Origin of the sequence: Sphingomonas sp. R647, assembly GCF_020177055.1 — a bacterium.
Lineage (GTDB): Bacteria > Pseudomonadota > Alphaproteobacteria > Sphingomonadales > Sphingomonadaceae > Sphingomonas.
Window position 1 is genome coordinate 40,468 of the sequence record NZ_JAIQXT010000010.1, and the last position, 20,193, is coordinate 60,660.

Annotated in this window: 23 protein-coding genes; 5 read left to right on the forward strand and 18 right to left on the reverse strand. The window is 64.7% G+C overall.

Annotated elements, in window-relative coordinates; all coding sequences use genetic code 11:
• Positions 1-106 precede the first annotated feature (106 nt).
• The 13 genes from K9B35_RS19495 to K9B35_RS19555 form a co-directional block, all read right to left on the reverse strand.
• Complete coding sequence (locus K9B35_RS19495; RefSeq protein ID WP_224923674.1) at positions 107-526, reverse strand: CopG family transcriptional regulator; 420 nt, start codon at positions 524-526, stop codon at positions 107-109.
• Entirely contained in the window at positions 523-2,547 is a 2,025-nt protein-coding gene (locus tag K9B35_RS19500; RefSeq protein ID WP_224923675.1) for a conjugal transfer protein TraG, read from the reverse strand. Before K9B35_RS19500 ends, K9B35_RS19495 begins: the two co-directional genes overlap by 4 nt.
• 11 nt (positions 2,548-2,558) lie before the next feature.
• On the reverse strand, positions 2,559-4,325 hold the full coding sequence (locus K9B35_RS19505; protein WP_224923676.1) for a relaxase/mobilization nuclease domain-containing protein: 1,767 nt from the start codon (positions 4,323-4,325) through the stop codon (positions 2,559-2,561).
• A gap of 247 nt (positions 4,326-4,572) precedes the next feature.
• Positions 4,573-5,280 carry a lytic transglycosylase domain-containing protein gene (locus K9B35_RS19510; RefSeq protein ID WP_224923677.1) on the reverse strand — a complete coding sequence of 236 codons (708 nt, stop codon included), beginning with the start codon at positions 5,278-5,280 and terminating at the stop codon, positions 4,573-4,575.
• Entirely contained in the window at positions 5,277-5,624 is a 348-nt protein-coding gene (locus K9B35_RS19515) for a DUF736 domain-containing protein (RefSeq protein WP_224923678.1), read from the reverse strand. Before K9B35_RS19515 ends, K9B35_RS19510 begins: the two co-directional genes overlap by 4 nt.
• Positions 5,608-6,183 carry a S26 family signal peptidase gene (locus K9B35_RS19520; protein ID WP_224923679.1) on the reverse strand — a complete coding sequence of 192 codons (576 nt, stop codon included), beginning with the start codon at positions 6,181-6,183 and terminating at the stop codon, positions 5,608-5,610. The genes K9B35_RS19515 and K9B35_RS19520 overlap by 17 nt, the downstream gene beginning before the upstream one ends.
• Positions 6,180-6,710 carry a DUF2840 domain-containing protein gene (locus tag K9B35_RS19525; protein ID WP_224923680.1) on the reverse strand — a complete coding sequence of 177 codons (531 nt, stop codon included), beginning with the start codon at positions 6,708-6,710 and terminating at the stop codon, positions 6,180-6,182. Before K9B35_RS19525 ends, K9B35_RS19520 begins: the two co-directional genes overlap by 4 nt.
• Complete coding sequence (locus K9B35_RS19530; RefSeq protein WP_224923681.1) at positions 6,710-6,991, reverse strand: helix-turn-helix transcriptional regulator; 282 nt, start codon at positions 6,989-6,991, stop codon at positions 6,710-6,712. The genes K9B35_RS19525 and K9B35_RS19530 overlap by 1 nt, the downstream gene beginning before the upstream one ends.
• Positions 6,992-7,119: 128 nt before the next feature.
• The gene (locus K9B35_RS19535) at positions 7,120-7,851 is read right to left on the reverse strand and encodes a DNA -binding domain-containing protein (RefSeq protein ID WP_224923682.1); all 732 of its coding nucleotides are present in this window, start codon (positions 7,849-7,851) and stop codon (positions 7,120-7,122) included.
• A 197-nt stretch (positions 7,852-8,048) separates the two neighbouring features.
• Positions 8,049-8,372 (reverse strand): DUF736 domain-containing protein, encoded by a 324-nt coding sequence (locus K9B35_RS19540; protein WP_224923683.1) that lies wholly within the window; start codon positions 8,370-8,372, stop codon positions 8,049-8,051.
• 755 nt (positions 8,373-9,127) lie between these two features.
• Positions 9,128-9,295, reverse strand: a complete 168-nt coding sequence (locus K9B35_RS19545; protein WP_224923684.1) for a hypothetical protein — start codon at positions 9,293-9,295, stop codon at positions 9,128-9,130.
• 298 nt (positions 9,296-9,593) lie between these two features.
• Positions 9,594-10,112 (reverse strand): hypothetical protein, encoded by a 519-nt coding sequence (locus tag K9B35_RS19550; protein ID WP_224923685.1) that lies wholly within the window; start codon positions 10,110-10,112, stop codon positions 9,594-9,596.
• A gap of 11 nt (positions 10,113-10,123) precedes the next feature.
• Positions 10,124-10,327, reverse strand: a complete 204-nt coding sequence (locus K9B35_RS19555) for a hypothetical protein (RefSeq protein WP_224923686.1) — start codon at positions 10,325-10,327, stop codon at positions 10,124-10,126.
• Positions 10,328-10,807: 480 nt separating this feature from the next.
• On the opposite strand from K9B35_RS19555, the gene K9B35_RS19560 reads away from it, so the two are divergent.
• Together K9B35_RS19560 and K9B35_RS19565 are read left to right on the forward strand one after the other, a co-directional pair.
• Entirely contained in the window at positions 10,808-11,836 is a 1,029-nt protein-coding gene (locus K9B35_RS19560; protein ID WP_224923736.1) for an acyltransferase family protein, read from the forward strand.
• Position 11,837: 1 nt separating this feature from the next.
• Positions 11,838-12,179 (forward strand): NAD(P)H-dependent oxidoreductase, encoded by a 342-nt coding sequence (locus K9B35_RS19565; RefSeq protein ID WP_224923687.1) that lies wholly within the window; start codon positions 11,838-11,840, stop codon positions 12,177-12,179.
• A gap of 317 nt (positions 12,180-12,496) precedes the next feature.
• On the opposite strand, the gene K9B35_RS19570 is transcribed toward K9B35_RS19565, so the two are convergent.
• On the reverse strand, positions 12,497-13,606 hold the full coding sequence (locus K9B35_RS19570) for an aldo/keto reductase (RefSeq protein WP_224923688.1): 1,110 nt from the start codon (positions 13,604-13,606) through the stop codon (positions 12,497-12,499).
• Between the two features lie 98 nt (positions 13,607-13,704).
• On the opposite strand from K9B35_RS19570, the gene K9B35_RS19575 reads away from it, so the two are divergent.
• Together K9B35_RS19575 and K9B35_RS19580 are read left to right on the forward strand one after the other, a co-directional pair.
• Positions 13,705-14,607, forward strand: a complete 903-nt coding sequence (locus tag K9B35_RS19575) for a LysR substrate-binding domain-containing protein (protein WP_224923689.1) — start codon at positions 13,705-13,707, stop codon at positions 14,605-14,607.
• Between the two features lie 248 nt (positions 14,608-14,855).
• Positions 14,856-15,107: a DUF6894 family protein gene (locus K9B35_RS19580; protein WP_224923690.1), complete on the forward strand. Its 252-nt coding sequence runs from the start codon at positions 14,856-14,858 to the stop codon at positions 15,105-15,107.
• Between the two features lie 321 nt (positions 15,108-15,428).
• Here K9B35_RS19580 and K9B35_RS19585 read toward each other — a convergent pair whose 3' ends face one another.
• Positions 15,429-16,427: a sensor histidine kinase gene (locus K9B35_RS19585; RefSeq protein ID WP_224923691.1), complete on the reverse strand. Its 999-nt coding sequence runs from the start codon at positions 16,425-16,427 to the stop codon at positions 15,429-15,431.
• Positions 16,428-17,030: 603 nt separating this feature from the next.
• On the opposite strand from K9B35_RS19585, the gene K9B35_RS19590 reads away from it, so the two are divergent.
• Positions 17,031-17,477, forward strand: coding sequence for an SRPBCC family protein (locus K9B35_RS19590; RefSeq protein ID WP_224923692.1), 447 nt, complete (start codon positions 17,031-17,033; stop codon positions 17,475-17,477).
• A 198-nt stretch (positions 17,478-17,675) separates the two neighbouring features.
• Here the strand turns inward: K9B35_RS19590 and K9B35_RS19595 are convergent, their stop codons facing one another.
• The 3 genes from K9B35_RS19595 to K9B35_RS19605 all read right to left on the reverse strand — a co-directional run bounded on the left by K9B35_RS19595 (position 17,676) and on the right by K9B35_RS19605 (position 19,940).
• Entirely contained in the window at positions 17,676-18,596 is a 921-nt protein-coding gene (locus K9B35_RS19595) for a HEPN domain-containing protein (RefSeq protein WP_224923693.1), read from the reverse strand.
• Positions 18,597-18,627: 31 nt separating this feature from the next.
• Positions 18,628-18,834 (reverse strand): sigma-70 region 4 domain-containing protein, encoded by a 207-nt coding sequence (locus K9B35_RS19600; protein ID WP_224923694.1) that lies wholly within the window; start codon positions 18,832-18,834, stop codon positions 18,628-18,630.
• Between the two features lie 185 nt (positions 18,835-19,019).
• Positions 19,020-19,940: a DUF2493 domain-containing protein gene (locus K9B35_RS19605; RefSeq protein WP_224923695.1), complete on the reverse strand. Its 921-nt coding sequence runs from the start codon at positions 19,938-19,940 to the stop codon at positions 19,020-19,022.
• Between the last annotated feature and the right edge of the window lie 253 nt (positions 19,941-20,193).

Genomic DNA, 20,193 nt, shown 5'->3' on the forward strand with positions numbered 1-20,193 from the left:
GGCGTAGAAGAAGCAGCAGGCGGCGGAAGCGCCCGGCGCGCGCGGCGATCCCCGCGCCCCAAATTCCTGGTCCAATTCCCGAATCGGGCGACCCGCGCATCAGACCTCAATCATCGGTTTCGATGTCCTCGGACACCTCGTCCCGCAGGCGCGGCCCGAACTCCATCCGACGATTGAGGGTCTCGATGAAGCGCACCCAGCGCTCCTTCCCCATCATCTGGGCAGTTGCGAGCGCGTCATCGGGGAGCGGTGGATTGTTGACCATCCACAAGCGCACGAACAGCGAGAGCGTCTCGTTGCCCAGCTCGACATGCCAGGCGAGCGCGTCAGCCTGCCGCGTCAGCCGGTCGAGCCGTCGAGCGAGCGCCGCCTCGAGATGCTCGGCATTGTCGCCCGAGAGGAAGGTCGCAAGCGCGGTCTCCACGACGAGCGCCTGGGTAACCCGCTTGCGCGCGGCATAGTCTGCAAGCGCAGCCGAGAGATCCGGCGGCAGGCGGAAGGTGTGCTTGATCCGCAGTCCACTCATCGTTCAATCTCCTCATTCGAATTGCGGGTAGTCTGGTGGGCGGGGCGCCCCGCGCGCTTGCCCCCGCGCTTGCCCCCGCGCCGGGCCGATGCCGGCCGGACGGGCGAGCCTTCAACAATCGTGAACTCGTCGAGCTTGCGCGGGGGGATGGGCGCGACCTCGTGCGCACAGGACTGTTCAGGCTCGCGGCGGGTGCGTTCATTGGCGCGATCGGCAGGCGCGCAGGGCTGCGAGATCGTCTCGACCACCGGGGTTGGATCGACCACCGGGACTGGCTCGACCACCGCATCGGGCGGCGCCTGCGTGGTCCAGTCATCGCGCTGCGGCGCGCGCTGCTCAACCTGACGCGGCGGCGGATCGATGATCCGCTCGACAAAGCGCGGATCGGCAAAATAGCGCACCTTGCGGGCGCGGATCGGGCGCACCCCGGCGACCATGACGATCTCTTCGTCCGGCGGCAGCGTCATGACCTCGCCGGGCGTCAGCAACGCGCGCGCGGTCTCGGTGCGCGACACCATCAGATGGCCAAGCCAGGGCGAGAGACGATGGCCGGCATAGTTCTTCATCGCGCGCATCTCGGTCGCGGTGCCGAGCGCATCGGAAATCCGCTTGGCGGTGCGCTCGTCATTGGTCGCGAAGCTGACGCGCACATGACAATTGTCGAGGATCGCGTTGTTCGGCCCATAGGCCTTCTCGATCTGGTTGAGCGACTGGGCGATGAGGAAGGCCTTGAGGCCATAGCCCGCCATGAAGGCCAGCGCGGATTCAAAGAAATCGAGCCGCCCGAGCGCCGGGAATTCGTCCAGCATCAGCAGCAGCCTGTGACGGCCCGCAGCCGGGTTCAGATCCTCGGTCAGGCGCCGGGCGATCTGGTTGAGCAGCAGCCGGATCAACGGCTTGGTCCGGCTGATGTCGGACGGCGGAACGACAAGGTAGAGCGTGGCCGGGCGCCGGGCATCGACGAGGTCGGCGATCCGCCAGTCGGACCTGCTGGTGACCTTCGCCACCACGGGATCGCGATAGAGGCCAAGGAACGACATCGCGGTCGAGAGCACGCTCGAGCGCTCATTCTCGGACTTGTTGAGCAGTTCGCGCGCCGCCGAGGCGATCACCGGGTGGACGCCGGCCTCCCCCAGGTGCCGGGTGGTCATCATCGCGTTGAGCGTCGCATCGATCTTGCGGCGCGGATCAGACAGGAATGCCGCGACCCCGGCGAGTGTCTTGTCGGTCTCGGCATAAAGGACATGGAGGATGGCACCGACCAGCAGCGCGTGGCTGGTCTTCTCCCAATGGTTGCGGCGTTCGAGCGAGCCGTCGGGGTCGACCAGCACATCGGCGACATTCTGGACGTCCCGCACTTCCCACTCGCCTTTGCGGACCTCGAGCAGGGGATTGTAGGCGTCTGAAGATGGATTGGTCGGATCGAGCAGCAGCACGCGCCCGACCATCGCGCGAAAGCCCGCGGTCAGCGTCCAGTTCTCGCCCTTGATGTCATGGACGATCGCCGAGCCATGCCAGGTGAGCAGCGAGGGGATGACGAGGCCAACCCCCTTGCCCGATCGGGTCGGCGCGAAGCACAGGATATGTTCGGGGCCGTCATGCCGCAGATAGCGCCGGCCCAGCCTGCCGAGCACGACGCCATCCTCGCCGGTGAGCCCGGCCTTCGCGACCTCGCGTGACGTAGCCCAGCGCGCCGACCCATAGGTTTCGGCAATCTTGCGCTCGCGCGCGCGCCAGACCGACAGTCCAACCGCCACGATGATCGCCGCGATGCCGCCGGACGCTGCGATGAACGCACCGGTCCTGAAGATCTCGGGGGCATAGGCGTCATAGCTGAACCACCACCAGAAAAAGGCGGGCGGCGGATAGACGCGATAGCCCTGCACGATGAACCAGGGTGGGCCAAGTTCGGGTTGATGGCCGAGCGCGTGTGCGGTCCATTGCGTCGCGCTCCAGACCGCGCCGGACACGATCAGCAGGACCAGGATCACATGGCCCCAGAGGATCTTCGAGGATTGCATATGCTGTTCTCCTAAAGGCCAAGGCCAAGACCGAGGCTGCGGCTGCGGCTGCGGCTGCGGTCGAGCGCCCAGTCGACTCCCCCACGCGCGTTGATCGTGCCGGCGACGTCCTGGCCGAGTTGCCGGTCGAGCGCGGGGCGCCAGGGGACGAGCTGAAAACCGAGCCCATCGTCGATCATCGCAAAGCGCCCCGAGGCGAGGCTGACCCGCTCGCGATAGGTGCCGGCGACCGGCGTGCCCGGCGCCGCGTCGCGCGGCACAAGGCCGGTGCGCGCGGCGATACGGGTGGCGCATTCGCGCAGGTCGCGGGTACGCAAGGTTTCAACCAGGCGCGGAGCGAGGATCACCTGCCCGCCGCGCCGCTGCGCGAGGCCCTGCGCGATCAGATGGTCCTCGCGCGCCGCCATCGCCGCGCGCAGACAAGCGCCGAACCCGCGATGCGCCGCGCCATCGCGGTTCGCGAGCAGCTGGCGATCGAGCCAGGTTGCCCCGCCCGCTGTGACCTGCCGGTCGAGCGGAAGGTCACAGCGGACCGCGAGCACGGCGCGCGGCGCCTTGCCGCCCCCCTCCCAGGAGCGCAGCTCGACGATCGCGCCGGGTTGCGCGTCGCCGGTCAGTTCCAGATCGGCAAACCGCAGATGATGAACGCGCCCGTCGGTTCCATCGACGATCGCATAGGCGCTGCCGGTCAGCTCGTCGTGCAGGCCGCGATCGACGAGGCGCCCGACGATGGGCTCCCTGGCTGCAGCCGGATGGATTGTAAGCCGTTCGGCCGACACATCCTCGCCGGCGCCGCGCATCGCGCGGTGGATGGTCGCGATGATGTCGCCGCGATCGCCAAGGTCGCGAAGCCGCGTCTCGAGGCGGGCGTCGAGCACCCATTGCGCCGGTCCCGCAGCAGCCGCCAGCCCGAGCCGCTCGAGCGTCTGCGCCCGACCGGTTAACAGCGCGTCGCGCGGCTCCCGCGATACGTCCTTCATCGGCCGCATGTCGACCAGTCCGTACTCGTCGGCGCGGGCGAGCAGACTGCGATCAAGGCTGGTCCAGCGTTCGGCCATCGTCTCGCGGGCAAGCGCCTGTTCGATTTCGCGCGCGCTGCGCGGCCCGAGCTCGAGCGTCACCCGCGCCTCGGCGCGGTCGCGCATGCCATGCGAGATATAGCTGCGGTCGATCACCAGATTGGCGCCGTCCTCGGCCTTGCCGCGGACCAGGATATGGATGTGCGGATTATCGGTATTCCAATGATCGAGCGCGACCCAGTCGAGCCTGGTCTCAAGATCGCGCGCGACATTGTCCATGAGTTCGCGGGTAAAGCTGCGCAGGTCCGCGAGCTCGCCTGCATCTTCAGGCGAGACGATGAAGCGGAAATGATGCCGGTCATCGGTGCAGCGCATGGCGAACGCTGCGCCATCGGCATGGTCCGAGCGCGCGTCGAACATCGCGGCATCCCTGCCGTCGCGGGTTACCCCGTCGCGTTCGAGATAGGCGATATGGCGGGCGAGCGGGGCTGCGCGAAATCGTGTGCCTGAATGGCGCACGATCCGCGCCTTGATCACCACCCGGCGCATGCTTGCCGACCTGCGCGATACGAGCGCGGCCCTGCGTCCACGTCCAAGCGGGCCGGTGCCACCGCCACGACGCGGGCCGCGACGCGCAAACCCCGCACGTGCAGCCGCGCGCCGCACCTGCGCTGCAAGGCTCTGCGAGCGCAGGCTCCCCGAACCCCGGTTGCGCCCCTTTCCGGGCCGAACCCGAAAGTCGTCACGATCGCCGGTCATCGGCGTGCTCCCGGCGGCGCTGCCAGCGCTTCGTGCATTGATATCAAAAGGAAAATCAGCGAGCGCGACGGCAGGGCCAAACCTGCGACGGCGCAATTTCCCAAGTCTTCACAACCATTTGCACCCCGACAGACGGCGGTGCCTTTATCTCGCCATCGCTCCTGATCCTTCGAGCCAGCCCTCCTGACCAGATCCGCACCCAGCCGGACCATCGCGCAGCCGACGACAGGCAGAAGGTGCAAAACGCTCATTGCGGAATGCGCGGACGCGCGATGAACAGCGTGTCACGCGGGGGCAGTGACGGCTGGTCCCCCTCCCCCGGCCCGGCTTTTGATGAAGCGTCCAAAGCCGATGAATCCGGGTCTGAAGACGACCGAGGCGTACGGACGAACAGGTCCGACTGCCGCCACGCATCGGGATTGGGAGCCGAGCGCATGACCGGCCGTGCGGGGGCCGCAAGCACAGCGCCTGTGAGCTTTGCGACATAGGCGATGGTCTCGGCGGGGAGGCCTTGCCGGCGGCGAAGATAGGCCTCGTAGCGCCCCGGTCCGGCGTTATAGGCGGCGAGAAATCCCGGGTCGCCATAACGGTCGAGCAGCTCGCGCAGATAGGCCGAACCGGCCAGGATATTGTCGCAAGGATCGAACGGATCGTGCCCGAGCCCCAGTCGCTTGCGCAGCATTTCCCAGGTTCCGGGCATCAGCTGCATCAGCCCCATCGCCCCCTTGGGCGAGATCGCGAACACCTTGCCGTTGCTTTCAACAGCGATGACCGCGCGGATCAGGTCTTGCGGGATCGCGAAGCGCTCCGCGGCGCTGGCGACCGGTTCATCGAATACCGCATACCCTGCGCAGGACGGCGCGGCGGGCCGCCCCTGCGCCGCGCAGGCAAGGCCCGGCGCGAGCAGGGCGAGCGCAAGCGCTACACCCCGCCACAGGCCGCAAGCGCCGTTCACTCGGCTTGTCCGGTGTCGCGGCGGCGCTGATGCCGTTGCCAGAACAGCTGGTGCGGGCCCCCATCGATCGCCGGGCGAAACAGGTTGGCGCGGATCGCCCGCGGCAATTGCGGATCGTCGATCAGCAGCGCGAGATAGGGTCCGGAACGCTCGCCAGAGTGCGTCCAGCCCGCTCCGATTTCGCGTCCATCGGCACCTTCGCCGGCATGGATGCGATAGGCGGGTGCGTTGGGCGCGGCGCTCGAAATGGCGGGCACGATGGTCAGCGCGGCATCGATTCCGAGCATGGTCAGGCGACCCGAATAGCTGTCGCCCTGCGGCATGAATTCACCGATCTTGATCATGATTTGCTCCTTTGGTGGTTGATCGGGGACGCGTTTTGGCGCGCGCGCGTGGCGCGCCGACCAGCCACAGCGGCGTCAGCACGGCGTGGATCGAGCGGCGTGAAATCGGCCCGAAATAGCGTCCATCGAAGCTCGCCGGTGCGTCACGATTGAGCAGCAGGACCGCGTCCGGCCCGAGTGTCCGGCAGCCCTGCCAGGCAGGCAGTGCGCGCCCGTCCACGTCGCGCGATTGCGCAACCGCGACCCGCGATCCGTCGATCAGGATGTTCTTGCCGATGCGGCAGACGCGCTGCCCGGTGACTGCCGCGACGCGCTTGAGCATCGGCGTGCGCAGCGGCAGGTAGCCACGCCCGGCCATCAACTGCGCGAGCGGTTCAGGCGGCATGGCCGCGACCAGATCGCCAACCGTCAGCCCATCGACCGGACGCGCGGCATAGAGGCCGATCGGCACGCTCGCGCTTGCATTCCAGATCAGCTGCGGCGCCGGGCGGACGATGGCTGGAAGGATCAATGCGCCGAGCGCGAGATAGCCCGTCATCAGGATGCCAAAGCGCGTCATGCGCCCACCTCCTGCCGCAGCAGCCAGGCGCGATGGCGCGCGCGCGAATAGGCACGCGGCGGGTAGCCGACGCTCAGGCGATTATGGACGTGACGCCAGTAATCAGGCGCGGCGAACGCCGGATCGATGCCAAGATCCTCGATCGCGTCGATCGCGGCGAACGCACGCGCGACGCGTGCCCAGCTCGACAGATCGAGCAGCAGATCACCGCCTGGATGCACCCCGACCAGCGTCGAACACCGCTCGCCCGGCCAGACCGCGCGAACGATGGCGAGCCGCGAGAGCGCGGTGCCATAGTCGTTCGAGGCCCAGCGCACGTAGGCGAACACGCTGCCGGGCGCGAAGGCGAGCCGCCGCCGCCGGCGATCAAGGATCGCATCGCACACCGGATGGCCAAAGCGGATCCAGCGTTCGTTCTGGTCCTCGACCCAGAACAGGTCGACCGTGGTTGTCCCCGCAGGGGAACAAGCCGGTCCGTGACCGGGGATAGCGCAATCGCGAGCGTTGCCCGCTGAATCCACGCGCATCACCGGCGCACCGGGCCGGGGCGATCAAGTTTGCTCGGATCGATCGGCTTTGCGGGATGGACGGTGCCGCCGCTCGTGTCCGAGGTCGAGCGGCGCACGCCCTGGTCGGCCCAGTTTAGCAGGTCCGAAACAGCATAGACGATGCGTCCGCCAAGCTTGCGGTAAAGCGGCCCGGTGCCATAGCAGCGGTGCTTTTCGAGGGTACGCGCCGAGAGCCCGAGCAGCAACGCAGCATCGGGCGTGCGCAGAAGGCGTTGCGACGGCAGCGGCGGGGTTGTCATTCAGCATCTCCGGGCGGGGGCCCGGCTAGAGCGGCGGACCTGTTCCAATCACAGGAAGCAGATGGCGGCGCGGCGCCGCCCGAGGGGAGCGGCCAGGCCCGCCCGGCCGATTATGTCGCCCCTGTCGGTCAGCCGTGCAGCAGGGCGCGATAGCCACCATCCATCAGCTGTCGCGCCTCGCCGATCAGGCGCTGGACGCGGCGGCGCTCGCTGGTGGTCTTCCAGACCTGTGCCCCGATGTCACCGAGCCAGGGATAGACAAGGCCGGTTCCGATCGCGCGCGTAGTCGCGCCGGCAAGCGAGAGGTCGAGCACGCCAAGCAGCAGCGTCAGCCGTCGCCGCTGAAGTGCGCTCGGACGCATCACGGCAGCTGGCGGCGCGGCACTGAGCCCCGCGAGCAACCGCCGCGCTGCATCGGCGCAGGCAGTGCGCAGCGCATCGGCGCACGGCGCCAGCAGGATGACGAGTGGCGCGCCAGGGTCAGAGCTCACGACCTGCAGGCGATGACGCACACCTGTATGGTCGAGCACCAGGTCATGGACATCGCCGCGCCGCCACATCGCAGTTGGAACGACGTCCGGCAGTGCCGCAGCGCCCGGAAACGCGACGGGCGCGGCCTGCAGAGTGACGAGCTGCGCCGCAACGCCGGGCGCCCAGCATGCCGGTGCATCGCGCACCGGAAGGTCGGGATCGAACGGATAGGCAAGCCCCAAGCGCGCGCAAAGCGCCGCGCGCGCGCCCGTCGCGCCTGCCGTCCGCAACGCGCGCCAGTGCGCGCGATAGGCCGGATTTCGCCGCAGGAATTCCTGCGCGAAATCGGCCCGGTCATGCCGCGCGAACGTGCCAGCGTGCTGCGGCAAATCAGGCGGAAAAAGGGCGACGGCAAGCCTCCCGGGCGACGACAGTGCGCCCGAGGCTCGTTGAATTCACGGTGCGCTCGAAGACCCGGATTGGGGAGAGGCCTATCCCCGCGCGGGGACAACGCAGGACGCGAGCGGGCGCTGGCGCAGCACGAAAAGGGCGCCCCGCCGGAACCGGCGGGGCGCCCTTGCGTCGATCAGTCGTTGCCCGAGCGGCGGGGACGCGACCAGATCAGGCTGAAGGTCTCGGCGCCCTCATCGTCGAACAGGTTTGCGAAGATGGGCTGGGTGAAGCTTGGATCGTCGAGCTTGACCGAGAGATAGTCGCGCTGCTCGGCGGAGGTCTTGGCCCAGGCTGCACCGATCTCCGCGCGACCGACATAGACGCGATGGGTGGGTGCGTTTTCGTTGGGGCGATTGTCTTCCGGAACGATCCGGACGCCCTTGGCCTGAACGCTCAGGGTCACGATCGAACCCTGATATTCCTCGCCGACCTTCTTGAAGCTGCCGATATTTGCCATTGTACCAGTCCTTTGTGCTCGGGCCGCCCCATGCGGCCGCGATGGCGTCACAAGGCCGGGTGCGATGCCGCCGCAGCGTCAGCCCGCAGCGCAGCGAAGGACTGCGCAGCCCGGGCTTTCTTGGCTCGCGAGGAATGGGCGCATCCGGGGTCCCCGCGCGCTTGCGCGCGGGGTGGAAAGGCCAGGGGAAGAAAGTCGGGGCGCAGCAGTTGCGGCAAGGCAATCGAGGCGCAGCCGACATCCGGCCAGACAGCCATGAACGCGGCCACCGGGCGGCCCGACCAGACGGACGGAACCGACTGCAACGCGGCGTTACAGATCAGAGGCGGGACAAGGGTTTGGCAGCTATCTGCGTCAGGCGACTAAGCCGGATCCCCGAAAATCCTCCCCCGCCAACCTGCCCCCTCGTGCCGCATGCGGCGCGCGCAGCACCAAAGCGAATGCCATTTCGCAGGGCAGTGCGAACCCGCTGGGCGCGTCAGATTGCCAAGCCCGCCCCTGCCCCTGCACGTACACGCGCGGCGAAGGGACGCCTGACATCAGCAAGGCTGTTGCGTACCTGCTTGGGGACACCATCACAGCAAGGCGCTCGGTCAGACCGGCGTGGCGCCACATGCCAGCCAGCGAACGCGAGGGCGTGTGACACCGCGCAGCGACAGAGCTCACCGCAGCACAGCCCCGCGCCTCAGCGACGCAGGCGAAGGCGATCCGGCAGCGCAACAGGGCGCGGCGAAATGCCGCCGCGCCCCTGAGGCTCAGCGCGCGAAGGGATCATATTCGCGAACGATCAGCGCGGGGTCGCCATCGAATTCGTGCGCCTCGGCGACGCCGAAAGTGCCACCTTCGATCCGGAAGACGATGACGATCGTCATCAAGGTTCGCGCGAGGCTCAAGGCGTTTTTCTGTGCGAGGGTGAGCGGCATGTCGAAGCTCCTGTCGCGGAGCGGAGACCGCCCCCGCTCGACAGGCGCCCGACGGGGCCGGCGCATGGCCGCAATCACCGCGCAGGCGCAGCCAAGTGGCCGCACGCGAAGCGTAAGCGGACCCTTTACGGGTTGATGGCGTCAGGCCGTGCGCCGGACCAGGCAAGTGCCTCCAAGAGCGGGTCGGTCCCCGCGCTGGCCTGGATCTTCTCCCGCTCCACTCAACCAAAAGCGATACGCCCGTTATGCCCGACCCAGGCATTCGACCGACGTACCTGCGCATGCGCTCCTCGGCGCATCAGGGCCGGTTCTCCTCATCCACCGGCGCTCCGCGCGCAATCAGCCGGTCGGCGATCTCGCGATAGGGCCGGTGGCAGCTGGTCCAGGGATGGCGCGGCTCGATCGTCGCCGCGCGCCAGAACGCGACCAGCAAGCGGCTGTCGCGGACGAACGGGCGCAGTACGTGGAGCGCGAGGCGAACCTCCGGGGTCCCGACCTGGGTATCAGAGGAGCGCGCTGCCGCCTCGCGCAGGATCCGCAACGCGAGGTTGACCAGCGCATGACGATGCGCCCGGCGGCGCGCGCGCTGCTTGCCAAACGGGATCGGCAGCAGCTCGATCATCGGCTCGGCGCAATGGTGAGGGCAGCGGAGCACCGATCGCGCGGCACGCCAGTCGGTGTTGCCGCCGTTCCGGCGCACCTCTTCGATCAGTGCGTCGAGCTCCCACAGCTCGGAGGCGTTGCAGCTACGACAGGTGACGCGGACCTGCGCCTCGATCCGGTGCAGGTCATGAAGGGTCCTGGGATCGCCAACCACATTCGTGGCGCTTAGGCGAAGGTCGGCAGTGCCAGCTGTAACCCGGGAGCCGCAAGTGCGGCGCACGCATGCTGGGCAGCACCGACAGCCTGGCGATAATGAACCGTGCGCAAGCGCTCGGCTTCATCGAATCCGACCGGCGACCAGTCCTCGGTCGGGTAACAGGCGTCAAAGATCGCGCGCGCAGCCGCGCGCAGCTGGAGATCATGCTCCATGCTCAGGCTCCATCGATGTAAACGACCGCGAATCACGGCGCAATCAAATTAGAACATTTAGCGAACCGCGAGCAATGGGTTCGGGGCACTCCACTGCAGCGGTTTGGGAATTCCTGGCCTTCAGAACAGGAGAAACGCAATGAATGTTCCAAAGCGATTCACCTGCGTTTTGCGCGGCGTGTGGGCACAGCAGGGCCGAGAAATGATCTTAGCGAAATCGCCGCAATTGAATACTATGTAGGAGACCGGGGGTGAAAGAAGCACCTCCTCCGTCATCAAAAGGCCAAAGTATCGACGAGGCGGCGGGTCTCACCCCGTGACCGCGCTTGCGCTTACAACAATAAACCGATTCTAAGATTTTATAACAGAATGGCTTTCAGCCCTAGACACGCTAGCAATACGAGATAATCCGGTAGCGTAGTGGGGATATTGACGCCGATTCTTAGGCAATTGTCGACATGTTAGGTGGGAGGGGTAGTTATGGGGCAGTCGCGACCGCGAGATCCTAGCGTAGACAGCTTCAGAGGGCTGATGATCCTACTTGTTATGGTCGGGCACCTTTCCGTTGTACCAATGGACGCGGATGCATTCAAATGGCTGCTAAGCGGGTTCAGGATGCCAGTATTCATGGCACTGTCAGGCTATTTGCTCAACATCGAATCTTTACGAAGCAGGTTATTTGGCAGTAACGTAAAGTTTTACGCGCTTCGCATGGTGATCCCGTGGCTATTTGCGACAGCATTTTTCACCGCAGCTCTAAAGCGATCCAACGCCCTTCATAGTTTGGAAAATGTCGTATTATACCCGCTCTACCATCTCTGGTTTGTACCAAGTTTGATAATTTGCTTGCTGATATCGTTTTTTGTGAAGGTGCGGGCTACCTCCCTGCTTTTCAGTTCGGTCGCCATGTTTTTACTGTCCGTCTCGATGTTCGGCCTTTACGACCTTCATCCGTTCAAAAACGCGGACTTCGAACAGCTCAGTCATATGATCGGCGATCAGCGGTTCTACACGATGCCAATGTTCTTTTTTATGGGAGCGGCGTTGGCGTCGATGAAATCTCAGGTTTCAACGTTTTTGCTCAAGGTCGCGTCGCTAGGAGCTTCAATCGGCGCATGTCTCTGGATGTCGGCGTTCTTCACTCGCGATGCAGCATCAGGGATCGCAGGTTATATCCTACTAAATTCTGGACTCATATTTGTGCTATTCAGGGGCCTGTCCCTAGCCCGGGTATCGATCCCCATATTGGAAGCAATAGGACGTCAGTCTTTGTTCTTTTACCTTTGGCATCCGGCCATTTTCTTTGCATCGAAGGAAACGCTTTATAAAGTCTCCCCTGCGTCACTCGCGATGCTCGCTACGATGATCGCAACCGTCTACGCCCTATTTCTTGCGCTGCGATGGCTGCCACCAACTGGGTGGATCGCTACAATCGTCGGGATCGCGCCGGACAACCGCGTCCCGCTCGCAAAGACGTCAGAAGAGCGCCTGCGGTTCGTCTCAACCTGAAATGATGGGGCCCGACGCGTTGCGGATACGCCATCACCGCTGCAATAAGATCAAGACGATTGTTGCCTCAGACATCGTCGTGATCGGCGCCGCAAAGTACAATTTCGGCATCCAGACCCAGCTGAAAAGCTGGTTCGACCAAACCCTCGTCGCCGGCAAACCCTTTCGCTGCGGCGAGAACGGCGTCGAAGGTCCGCCCGGTGCCAAGCGCGTCGTAGTAGCACTAGCGCGGGGCGGCCATTTTACCAATGGCCCGGCAGCCGCAATAGAGCGTACCGAAACGCACCTGCGTGCAACGCTAGGCTTTATCGGTGTAACTCAGCACCAGTTTATCATTGCATAAGGGGGGCCTTTGGCACTGAACAGCGGGGAGTCGCCTGAACCCGGCGAGGACACTCCAGCGGCCTGCCTCGTAAATGCAGGTCGGCGCTAGCCAAGGCGCTCATTTCTGCGTTCCTCTTCAAGGTGGCCTCCCCTGGCCCCGTGGCCATGTAGAGGGAACCGGTACGCGGCATGGATTAGTCAAGAATCTGCGAAGCTGGCGACGTCAGAGTATGGAAGAGGCCTGCTTCGAAGGTCGGCGCTTAAATGCGCCGATGTCTGCTGGTATTTGGCCAGAACTTCCAACTAGTGCGACCCAACGCCATCGAGCGAGGCTGCTTACGACAAGGCGGGCCTCCAGGGTTCGACATCCTGTCCTCCGAAGATTTGAGCGCGAGGCAGGTCGAAGATGAAATAGGGGTTGAGCACCGGTGGCGCCCCCACGGCGTCTAGCCGAGCCTGCTGGTCGTCGCTGAACGCAATGTCGAGCGCGGCAATGTTCTCCTTCAGTTGGTCAGGGCGGCTGGCGCCGACCAGCACGGAGGCGACACCGCTGCGCCGAGCGACCCATGCCAAGGCGACCTGCGCCATTGGCCGCCCGATCTCGGCGGACACCGAGCGCAGTTCATCCACCACCGCGAAGTTCCTTTCGGTAAACAGCATCCCGCCAAAGAGATTGTCACCATTCAACCGCCCGTCACTGCCGCTGCGGGTTGCTGCGCTGGCACGGTTTGGCAGGCTGCCGGCGGGGCCGGCATCGGCGATCTTGTCGCGGCCATATTTTCCGGTGAGCATGCCGGCAGCCAACGGGCTCCAGGCCACCAGCCCGAGGCCAAGCGACTTCCCGGCGGGAATGATGTCGAGTTCGACGCCGCGGTCGATCAGAGAATAGGAATATTGCAGGCCGATCGGCTCGGGCAGACCATGCGCGCGTGCCAGCGTTGCAATCTGCGCAGCATACCATGAAGGCGCGTTCGAAAATCCATAATAGAGGATGTCGCCGCGCCGCACCGCGTCGGTCAGCGCGCGCAGCACCTCCTCCGGCGGCGTGGTGCGGTCCCAGACATGGGTCCAGTACATATCGATGAAATCGGTGCCGAGCCGGCGGAGCGATCCTTCGATCCCGTCGCGGATATTGCGCGCCGAATTGCCGCCGGCGAGCGGTGTGCCCGCGCTTCGCGGGAAGCCCGATTTCGTGGCAACGACCATCCGGTCGCGATTTCGCCGCTCGGCCATGAAGCGGCCCAGCATCTCCTCGCTCTTCCCGCCCGAATAGACATCTGCTGTGTCGGCGAAATTGCCGCCTGCCTCGACATAGGCATTGAAGATCGACTGTGACGTGGCTTCGTCAGCACCCCAGCGTCCGGCGCCGAAGGTCATCGTGCCGAGCGCGAGCGGGCTTACCGCGAGGCCTGAGCGGCCAAGGGTGCGATATGTGGCGAGGGTCATTATGATGGCTCCTTGGAAGGTCAGATCGCCAAGATAGGCCTTGCAGGCGTCAGGATTAGCCGTCACCGGCGGCAAGGGCTTGTGAAGGAAATGCATCAATGAAGCGCGGGGATCTCGATGATCTTGCAGCGTTCGCAGCTGTGGCGCGGGCGCGCAGCTTCACGCGCGCCGCAGCAGAACTCGGCCTTTCGCCCTCTGCCCTCAGCCATGCGATGCGCAGTCTCGAACAGCGCCTGGGCGTGCGTCTGCTCGCGCGCACCACCCGCAGTGTCGCCCCGACCGCAGCGGGCGAGCGCCTCCTGCAATCGCTCGACCCGGCGCTAGCCGAAGTCGCGCGCGGCTTGTCCGCGCTGGGCGACTGGCGCGGCGTTCCCTCCGGCGCGATCCGACTGACCACGTTCAGCTCAGCCGCGCGCACGGTACTGGCGCCCACCTTGCCGCGCTTTCTGCGCGATCATCCCGAAATCTCGGTCGAGGTCATCGTCGATGACCGGCTGGTCGATCTGGTGGCTGGCGGTTTCGATGCCGGAATCCGCTTTGGCGAGACGGTGGACCTCGACATGGTCGCGGTTCCGGTCGGCCCCCCGCTGCGCACTTTGGTCGTCGGCACGCCCGGCTATTTCGACACCCGTCCGGTGCCGATCGTGCCGGGCGATCTCGAAGCGCATAATTGCATCAACTACCGGCTGCTCGGCGGGGGCGGCCTGTTGCCCTGGGAATTCGAGTTCGATGGTCGGGAAGTCAGGTTTCGTCCAAACGGACAACTCATCGTGAACGATGAGGTGCTGGCTGCGGCGGCGGTCCGCGCCGGAGCGGGCCTCGGCTACATGCTGGCCGATGACGTCGCCGAGGAGATCGCCGATGGTCGGCTGATCCAGGTGCTGGACGCGTGGTGCCCGCCTTTTCCGGGCTGCCACCTCTATTATCCGAGCCGACAGGTCACGCCCGCGCTGCGCGTGTTGATTGACGCCCTGCGCTGGAAAGCGCCGACTGACATGTGATCATTTCCGAACGCCAAGCCGACGATCATGGGCTCACTGACCGCACGACCGCTCGCGGTAGTGTCCATTGGTACGCTCAATGACCGAGCCTGCCGCGCATGGCAGCCAAGCAGACTTGGCTCGGATCGATCGTCCCCTCGCGCTCCCGGTGCCGACGTTGAAGCGCCCAGGAGGGTGCAGATGGTCTGGAGGTGAAACAGTCGGGAACCCTGTAGCGCTTCTGGACGCTCTGCTGAACGGAGGGTCTGATGACGACCTACAATATCAATGTTCGAACCGATTCTCATATCGGCGACACGACCCGCATCGAGGCAGATGACCTGACGCAACTTCGCGTTAAAATGGCAAGGTTTGTTGGCGAGCTGCTCAGAGAATACGCAGAATTGATTTGGGCAGATCAAGACTGGCAGGTGGACGTCACAAACGATCGCGGCCTGATCCTGTATGTTATCAGCGTTTCAGCCATGGAATCTGCGGCGACGTCCGGCAAACGCCTCTAATTCGCTTTGCACGGCCGGTTGCGTGACATGCCGTAAGCATAGAGGACGACGACTTCTGACGATGCTGGATCGCGGAACCGTCCGCAAACCCCGCAAAGTCCGCCATTGTCGCCTTCTGGCGCCCCGCCAGCAGCGGTCGCGTCGGACACGACCGCCGATTGGTACGGTCACGGCTCGCGCATCAGGATCACGCAATCAGCTTGCGGCCCAGCGCTCGTGAGAGCGGACGGCGGATAACCTTTCGGCGGGTAATTGCTACATAACCGACTAGCGGCTTTCACCAGCGGCCTCACAGTCGCCCGCTTCGCATTGGCTCAACGTCTATGTTTCAAGCCGGTCGCGACGCATTCGAATAGTCACTACCAGGCCGCTTTCTTGCCAATCATAACTCAGCCCGCCGCCGAGCTGGCCCGACACGCTGCGGGCGATCAGCTTGCTCCCGAACCCTTCCAACGCCTTGGCATCTGCAATTAACGGTCCACCCGTCTCTGTCCAGGTGACCACGATGTCATCGCCGTCCATCTTGCTCGAAACATCCAGAAAGCCGGTTTCGGCGGATAGTGAACCATATTTTACCGAGTTCGTGGCCAGCTCGTGAAGGACCATTGCCAGCGCTGTCGCCGCCTTCTCCCCTACGCCCATTCTGGCGACGGCTACGCGGATGCGACCGGAAAAGGCCGCTGTTTCGTCATAGGGGGCGAGCAAGATCGACAGCAGGTCGCCAAGCAGCGCGGCCTTGCCCTGTTCGTTTGGCAGCGGCCTTACATAGTCATGTGCACGGCCCAGAGCACTCAGGCGCTGCGTCAGCTTTTGGGCCATTTCCTCGACAGATTTGGCTGAGCGGGCGGTAATCTGGGTCAGGCCGGCAGCGATGGTCAGGAGGTTTTTGACCCGGTGACTCATTTCTCCGGCGAGTAGCTCGCTGCCCTCCTCGGCTTGCTTGCGACCGGTAACATCGAGGAAAATTCCGTGCATTACCTGGCCAAGAATGCCGTCGTCGGCGCCCCTTCCACGCGCCGCAATCCAGCGCACGTCGTCTTCTATGCAGATGCGAAAGTCGATCTCGTAAGACCCCACGAGCGATCGCGTCGCGTTGAACGCGGCGCGGACCCTGTCGCGATCGACGGGATGGATGCGAACCGACAATTCCTCGAACGTAACTTCGTCCGCCTGGGGCACGCCCCAGAGCTCGAAGGCACGTTCATCCATTGAAAACCGGTCCGAATCGACGTGCCACGCCCACACGGCAACGCACGCGGCCTCGACGGCCACCTTCAGTCGCTCTTCCGGCTGAATTATCAATTCCGAATTATTGGCCACCAACCGCCTGCCTCCAGTCGAGAAATCCCGTGCGCCCTTGAGCGAGATAGTACAAGCAAAAGGAATAATCAGAGCATCTGCAAACCCACTTACGGTTTGCGGGCGTCAAGATAACCAGTTCCTCACGGAGCATTTCGCAATTGCGGGATCCACCATATGTGATGAACCGCAATGTTAAATTGTAATCAATTTGAACGGTATGGGGCTAAAACTGACTAAATACTTTTGCGCCCGCCCGTCTTTTGGCGCAGCGCGCAACCCCAGACAACCAGTCTCTGCCTGACGCGCCTCGTTCTCTTGGCGGACGTTGAACGGCCGGTCATGGTCAGCGTCTGCGGGCCCTCGCCTTATTCCGCTCATGTCCGCAAGGCCACTCGACGCGTGGCCGGCGCAACAGCCAGGCGCCAAAGAGCCGCGCGACCGATGTTCCAGCCGGTCTGAGGCCCGCATTTTTCCATGCCCAAGACGGCACAAGAATTGGCTGACCGACGCGGAACGAAACAGCCTTGAAATTGTGCGCGTGCGAAGAGATACTCAGCTGATGCGCTGCACCGCAACACCCGCCGGCAAGCTCCGCACGACCCGACATACAAGATGATGTCGATGTCGCGCGTGACCCTTGTCACCCGACTTCCCGTGCCGGCGAGCACGGCATTCTCCCTTCTGACCGACCCGGTCCATATCCGATCCTGGTGGGCAGGACCCGGCGGTCGAGTTGCCAACGTCCAGATCGATGCACGCGACGCTGGCCTGTTCTGGATTGCGGCGGTTCCGGAAGGTGGGCCGGGCCGCAGTGATTATGGCTGCTTCACCTGCGTTATTCCGGGCGAGCTCATTGAAGCCGATTGGACCCATGACGCGACCCGCACGTCTCGCCTGGTCATCCAGCTGGTGCCGCTCGGGGTTCAGACCGAGGTTTCACTCCACCATCGCGACCTGCCCGACCCGGCCACGCGGGAGATGCAGGAAGCGCATTGGCGCCAAGCCTTCGCCGCGCTTGGCGCTTATGCCGAGACCTGCGCTGCGGACGACATCGACCCGGACCAATGAAGCGCGCACTCAGCGCACATCTGATCCGCGCCTATTCAAATGAAGAAGAAGAGACGCCCCGCGCGCGGACTTAGTAGGTGCACCCGCATTCGCGATCGTCACTGCCGCAGTCGGCCCCGGCAATGCGCGATGCCTCCCAGCAGCATAGCGCCTAGTCGCGTCACAGGCGCATAGCGCATCAACCCAGACCTCGGAACGTCAGCTCGGGGCTTGCGAGCGCAAGCGCTCCAACTGCTCGAGACCGAGTGCTTCCACGATGTCCCGAAGCTGGCGCACCGATGCAGCGAGGGCCTCGAGATCCTCGGCACTGATCTCGTAGCTGGGTGAATAACGCGCCTCGACATAGGCGCGCTTGAGCATCTCGAAACGACGCCGTTCAATACGGGTCGCGCGCGGCCAGACGTCCACAAGACGCGGCTCCTTGTCCTCGGAGAGCGAGCGCAGAAACTTGATGTTGTGTGATCGCGGAAAGTAAAGCGTCCTGACTAACAGAAAGCAAGCGTACGCGGTTTCGGTGGCCTGATGCAGCAGAAAGGCTGAATGTCTGCGTCGTCGGTCAGGATCATCTTCGCGCTCTCTGTGCCGGTCTGCATCCTCAATCCACATGTCTATATCCGCAAAGCGGTCGTCGAAGTACCTCTCCGCCATTGCCAGCGCATCCGCAGGGGTGAGCGGCTTAGGCGCCGCAAGCGGATGCTGCGGCAGCTCATACAGCACCACGCCGTCGCGAACGATGTCGGCCCAGAAATACTCACCGCGCTGGAGCGCCCGGTTTACCTCGTCGAGCGTGTGGACGATGATGTTGACCGGACGCTGCACCGCCGGATCGTGCAGGATCTTGTCCTCGGCGATATACCAGTAGCCAGCGATGTCGGTCAGGTCCTCGTGGCTGACGATCACAAGCAGGTCGAAGTCGGACTGGTAGCCGTTCTCAGGCTCGTCGACCCAGTCGTTGCGCGCATAGCTTCCAAACAGGATGATCTTGAGGATCCTGCCGTTCTTCTTCCAGGGCTGGGTGCTGGTCGCGATCGCCTGCGCGAACTCGGCCATCAGCGTGTCGCGCACGCGCGCCAGTTCAGCCTGCTGGACTTGGGGAAGATGATCGAGATCGACACGCATGATCGGTTCCTAGCGGTGGCTTGTCCTATGCTCAATGTTGGTGCGGCTCGGCATGAAACGAGACGAGATGCGCCATCGCACATGCAAGGCGCCGCTCGACCTCCTCGATCCCGATGCCAAGGTCAGCGGCAATCGCCGCAAAGTCGAGTTGCTCAAAGCGTGCGCGCTCGAACACGGCGCGATCGGGCGCGGGCATGGCGTCAAGGGCAAGACGCAGTCTGCGAAGGTCGCTTGTCATCGATCATTCTCCATCGCGTCGGCCAGGGCCGGGGGGAGAGACGGTTCGGGTTCGCGCCAGGAGGCGGGGCGCACCCGCAGGGCCGCAACGCCAGTGGAGGACGCGGGGCGCAGCCCCGCGTTGCGCCGCGCCGGCGCGGGCCCAAAGACCGGCTCGCCCGGCCCTTGCCGGTAGCGAGGCAGCGATCATCGGCGCCTGTGATCAAGGATCGCGATGCCAGCGCTGCGCGCCTTGTCGAACAGATTGTCCTGGATGCCGCCACCGGGGAATATGATGATCCCGCGCGGCATGAGACCGATCACCTGATCGTTGCGCTTGAACGGCGCCGAGCCGCGGCTGTGCCGCGCAAAGTCGGGCGCAACCGGCACCTGAGGCACCTTGCGCTCGCGCGCCCAGAGCGCAGCGATATGCTCGGCACCCGTGCGCGATCCGCCGTGCAGCAGCACCATCTGCGGATGGCGGCCATGGACCTGGTCGAGCACGAGCCAGACCTTGCGATGGTCGGCATAGTCCGCACCGCCGCTCAGATAGATGCGCGCGCCCTGCGGCACGAGCAGGGTCGCATCGGCATGGCGCCGGTCGTTTATGAATTCGCGGCTTTCAATCACCGATGCGGTCATCGCGCGCCGGTTGAGCATCGAGCCGGATCTGGGCAGCCAGGGCTTGCGCAGATAGTGGCGGAACTGCTCGGCAAACGCCTCGCGGAACGCTTCCATTGCGTCGCGGCGCTCGATCATCGTGCGGCCCTGCGCGATCAGCGTCTCGAGTTCGACAGACTTGACCTCCGAGCCGTCCTGTTCGCGCTGCGAACGTTGTTGCGCAAGTTCGTTGGCATCGAGCTGATGGTCGGCGCGCTCGGCAGCGCGGTGGAAGACATTGGCGACCCCCCAAAGCAGGTCTTCAAGCTCGGGTTCGAGCCTCGTGTCGGCAAGGCATGCCGCCATCGCATCAAAGGTGTCGGCTGCTGCCGCCTCGACCAGTCGGCCCTCGGGGAGCGGCCGTGGATCGAGTTCGTCCTCGAAGGGTCTTTGGCCATAGAGTTCGAGTTCCTGCAGCAGGTGGCTGAACTGGGTATCGCCCTCTCCTGTCGCGTGATCATCGTCCATTTCGCTATCTCCTGTCGGCTGCAGCCGCGACGCTCGCGGCCTTCCTGGCGACAACAGGCGGCGGCGCGCGCGCCCGCGCACGCCCGAGCGCAGCGGACGGCGCAGCCGGCGGGCGCCGGAGCGGGAGCGAAGGACCCGGGAGCGCGGCTAATTTGCTTCGCGATGCAAAGCGCGTCCCCGTGGGGGCGCAGCGGCGGAAAATAGCCGGGCGGACGGGTTGCGCTGGCGCACGCGCTGCCGACCCGTCGCCCTC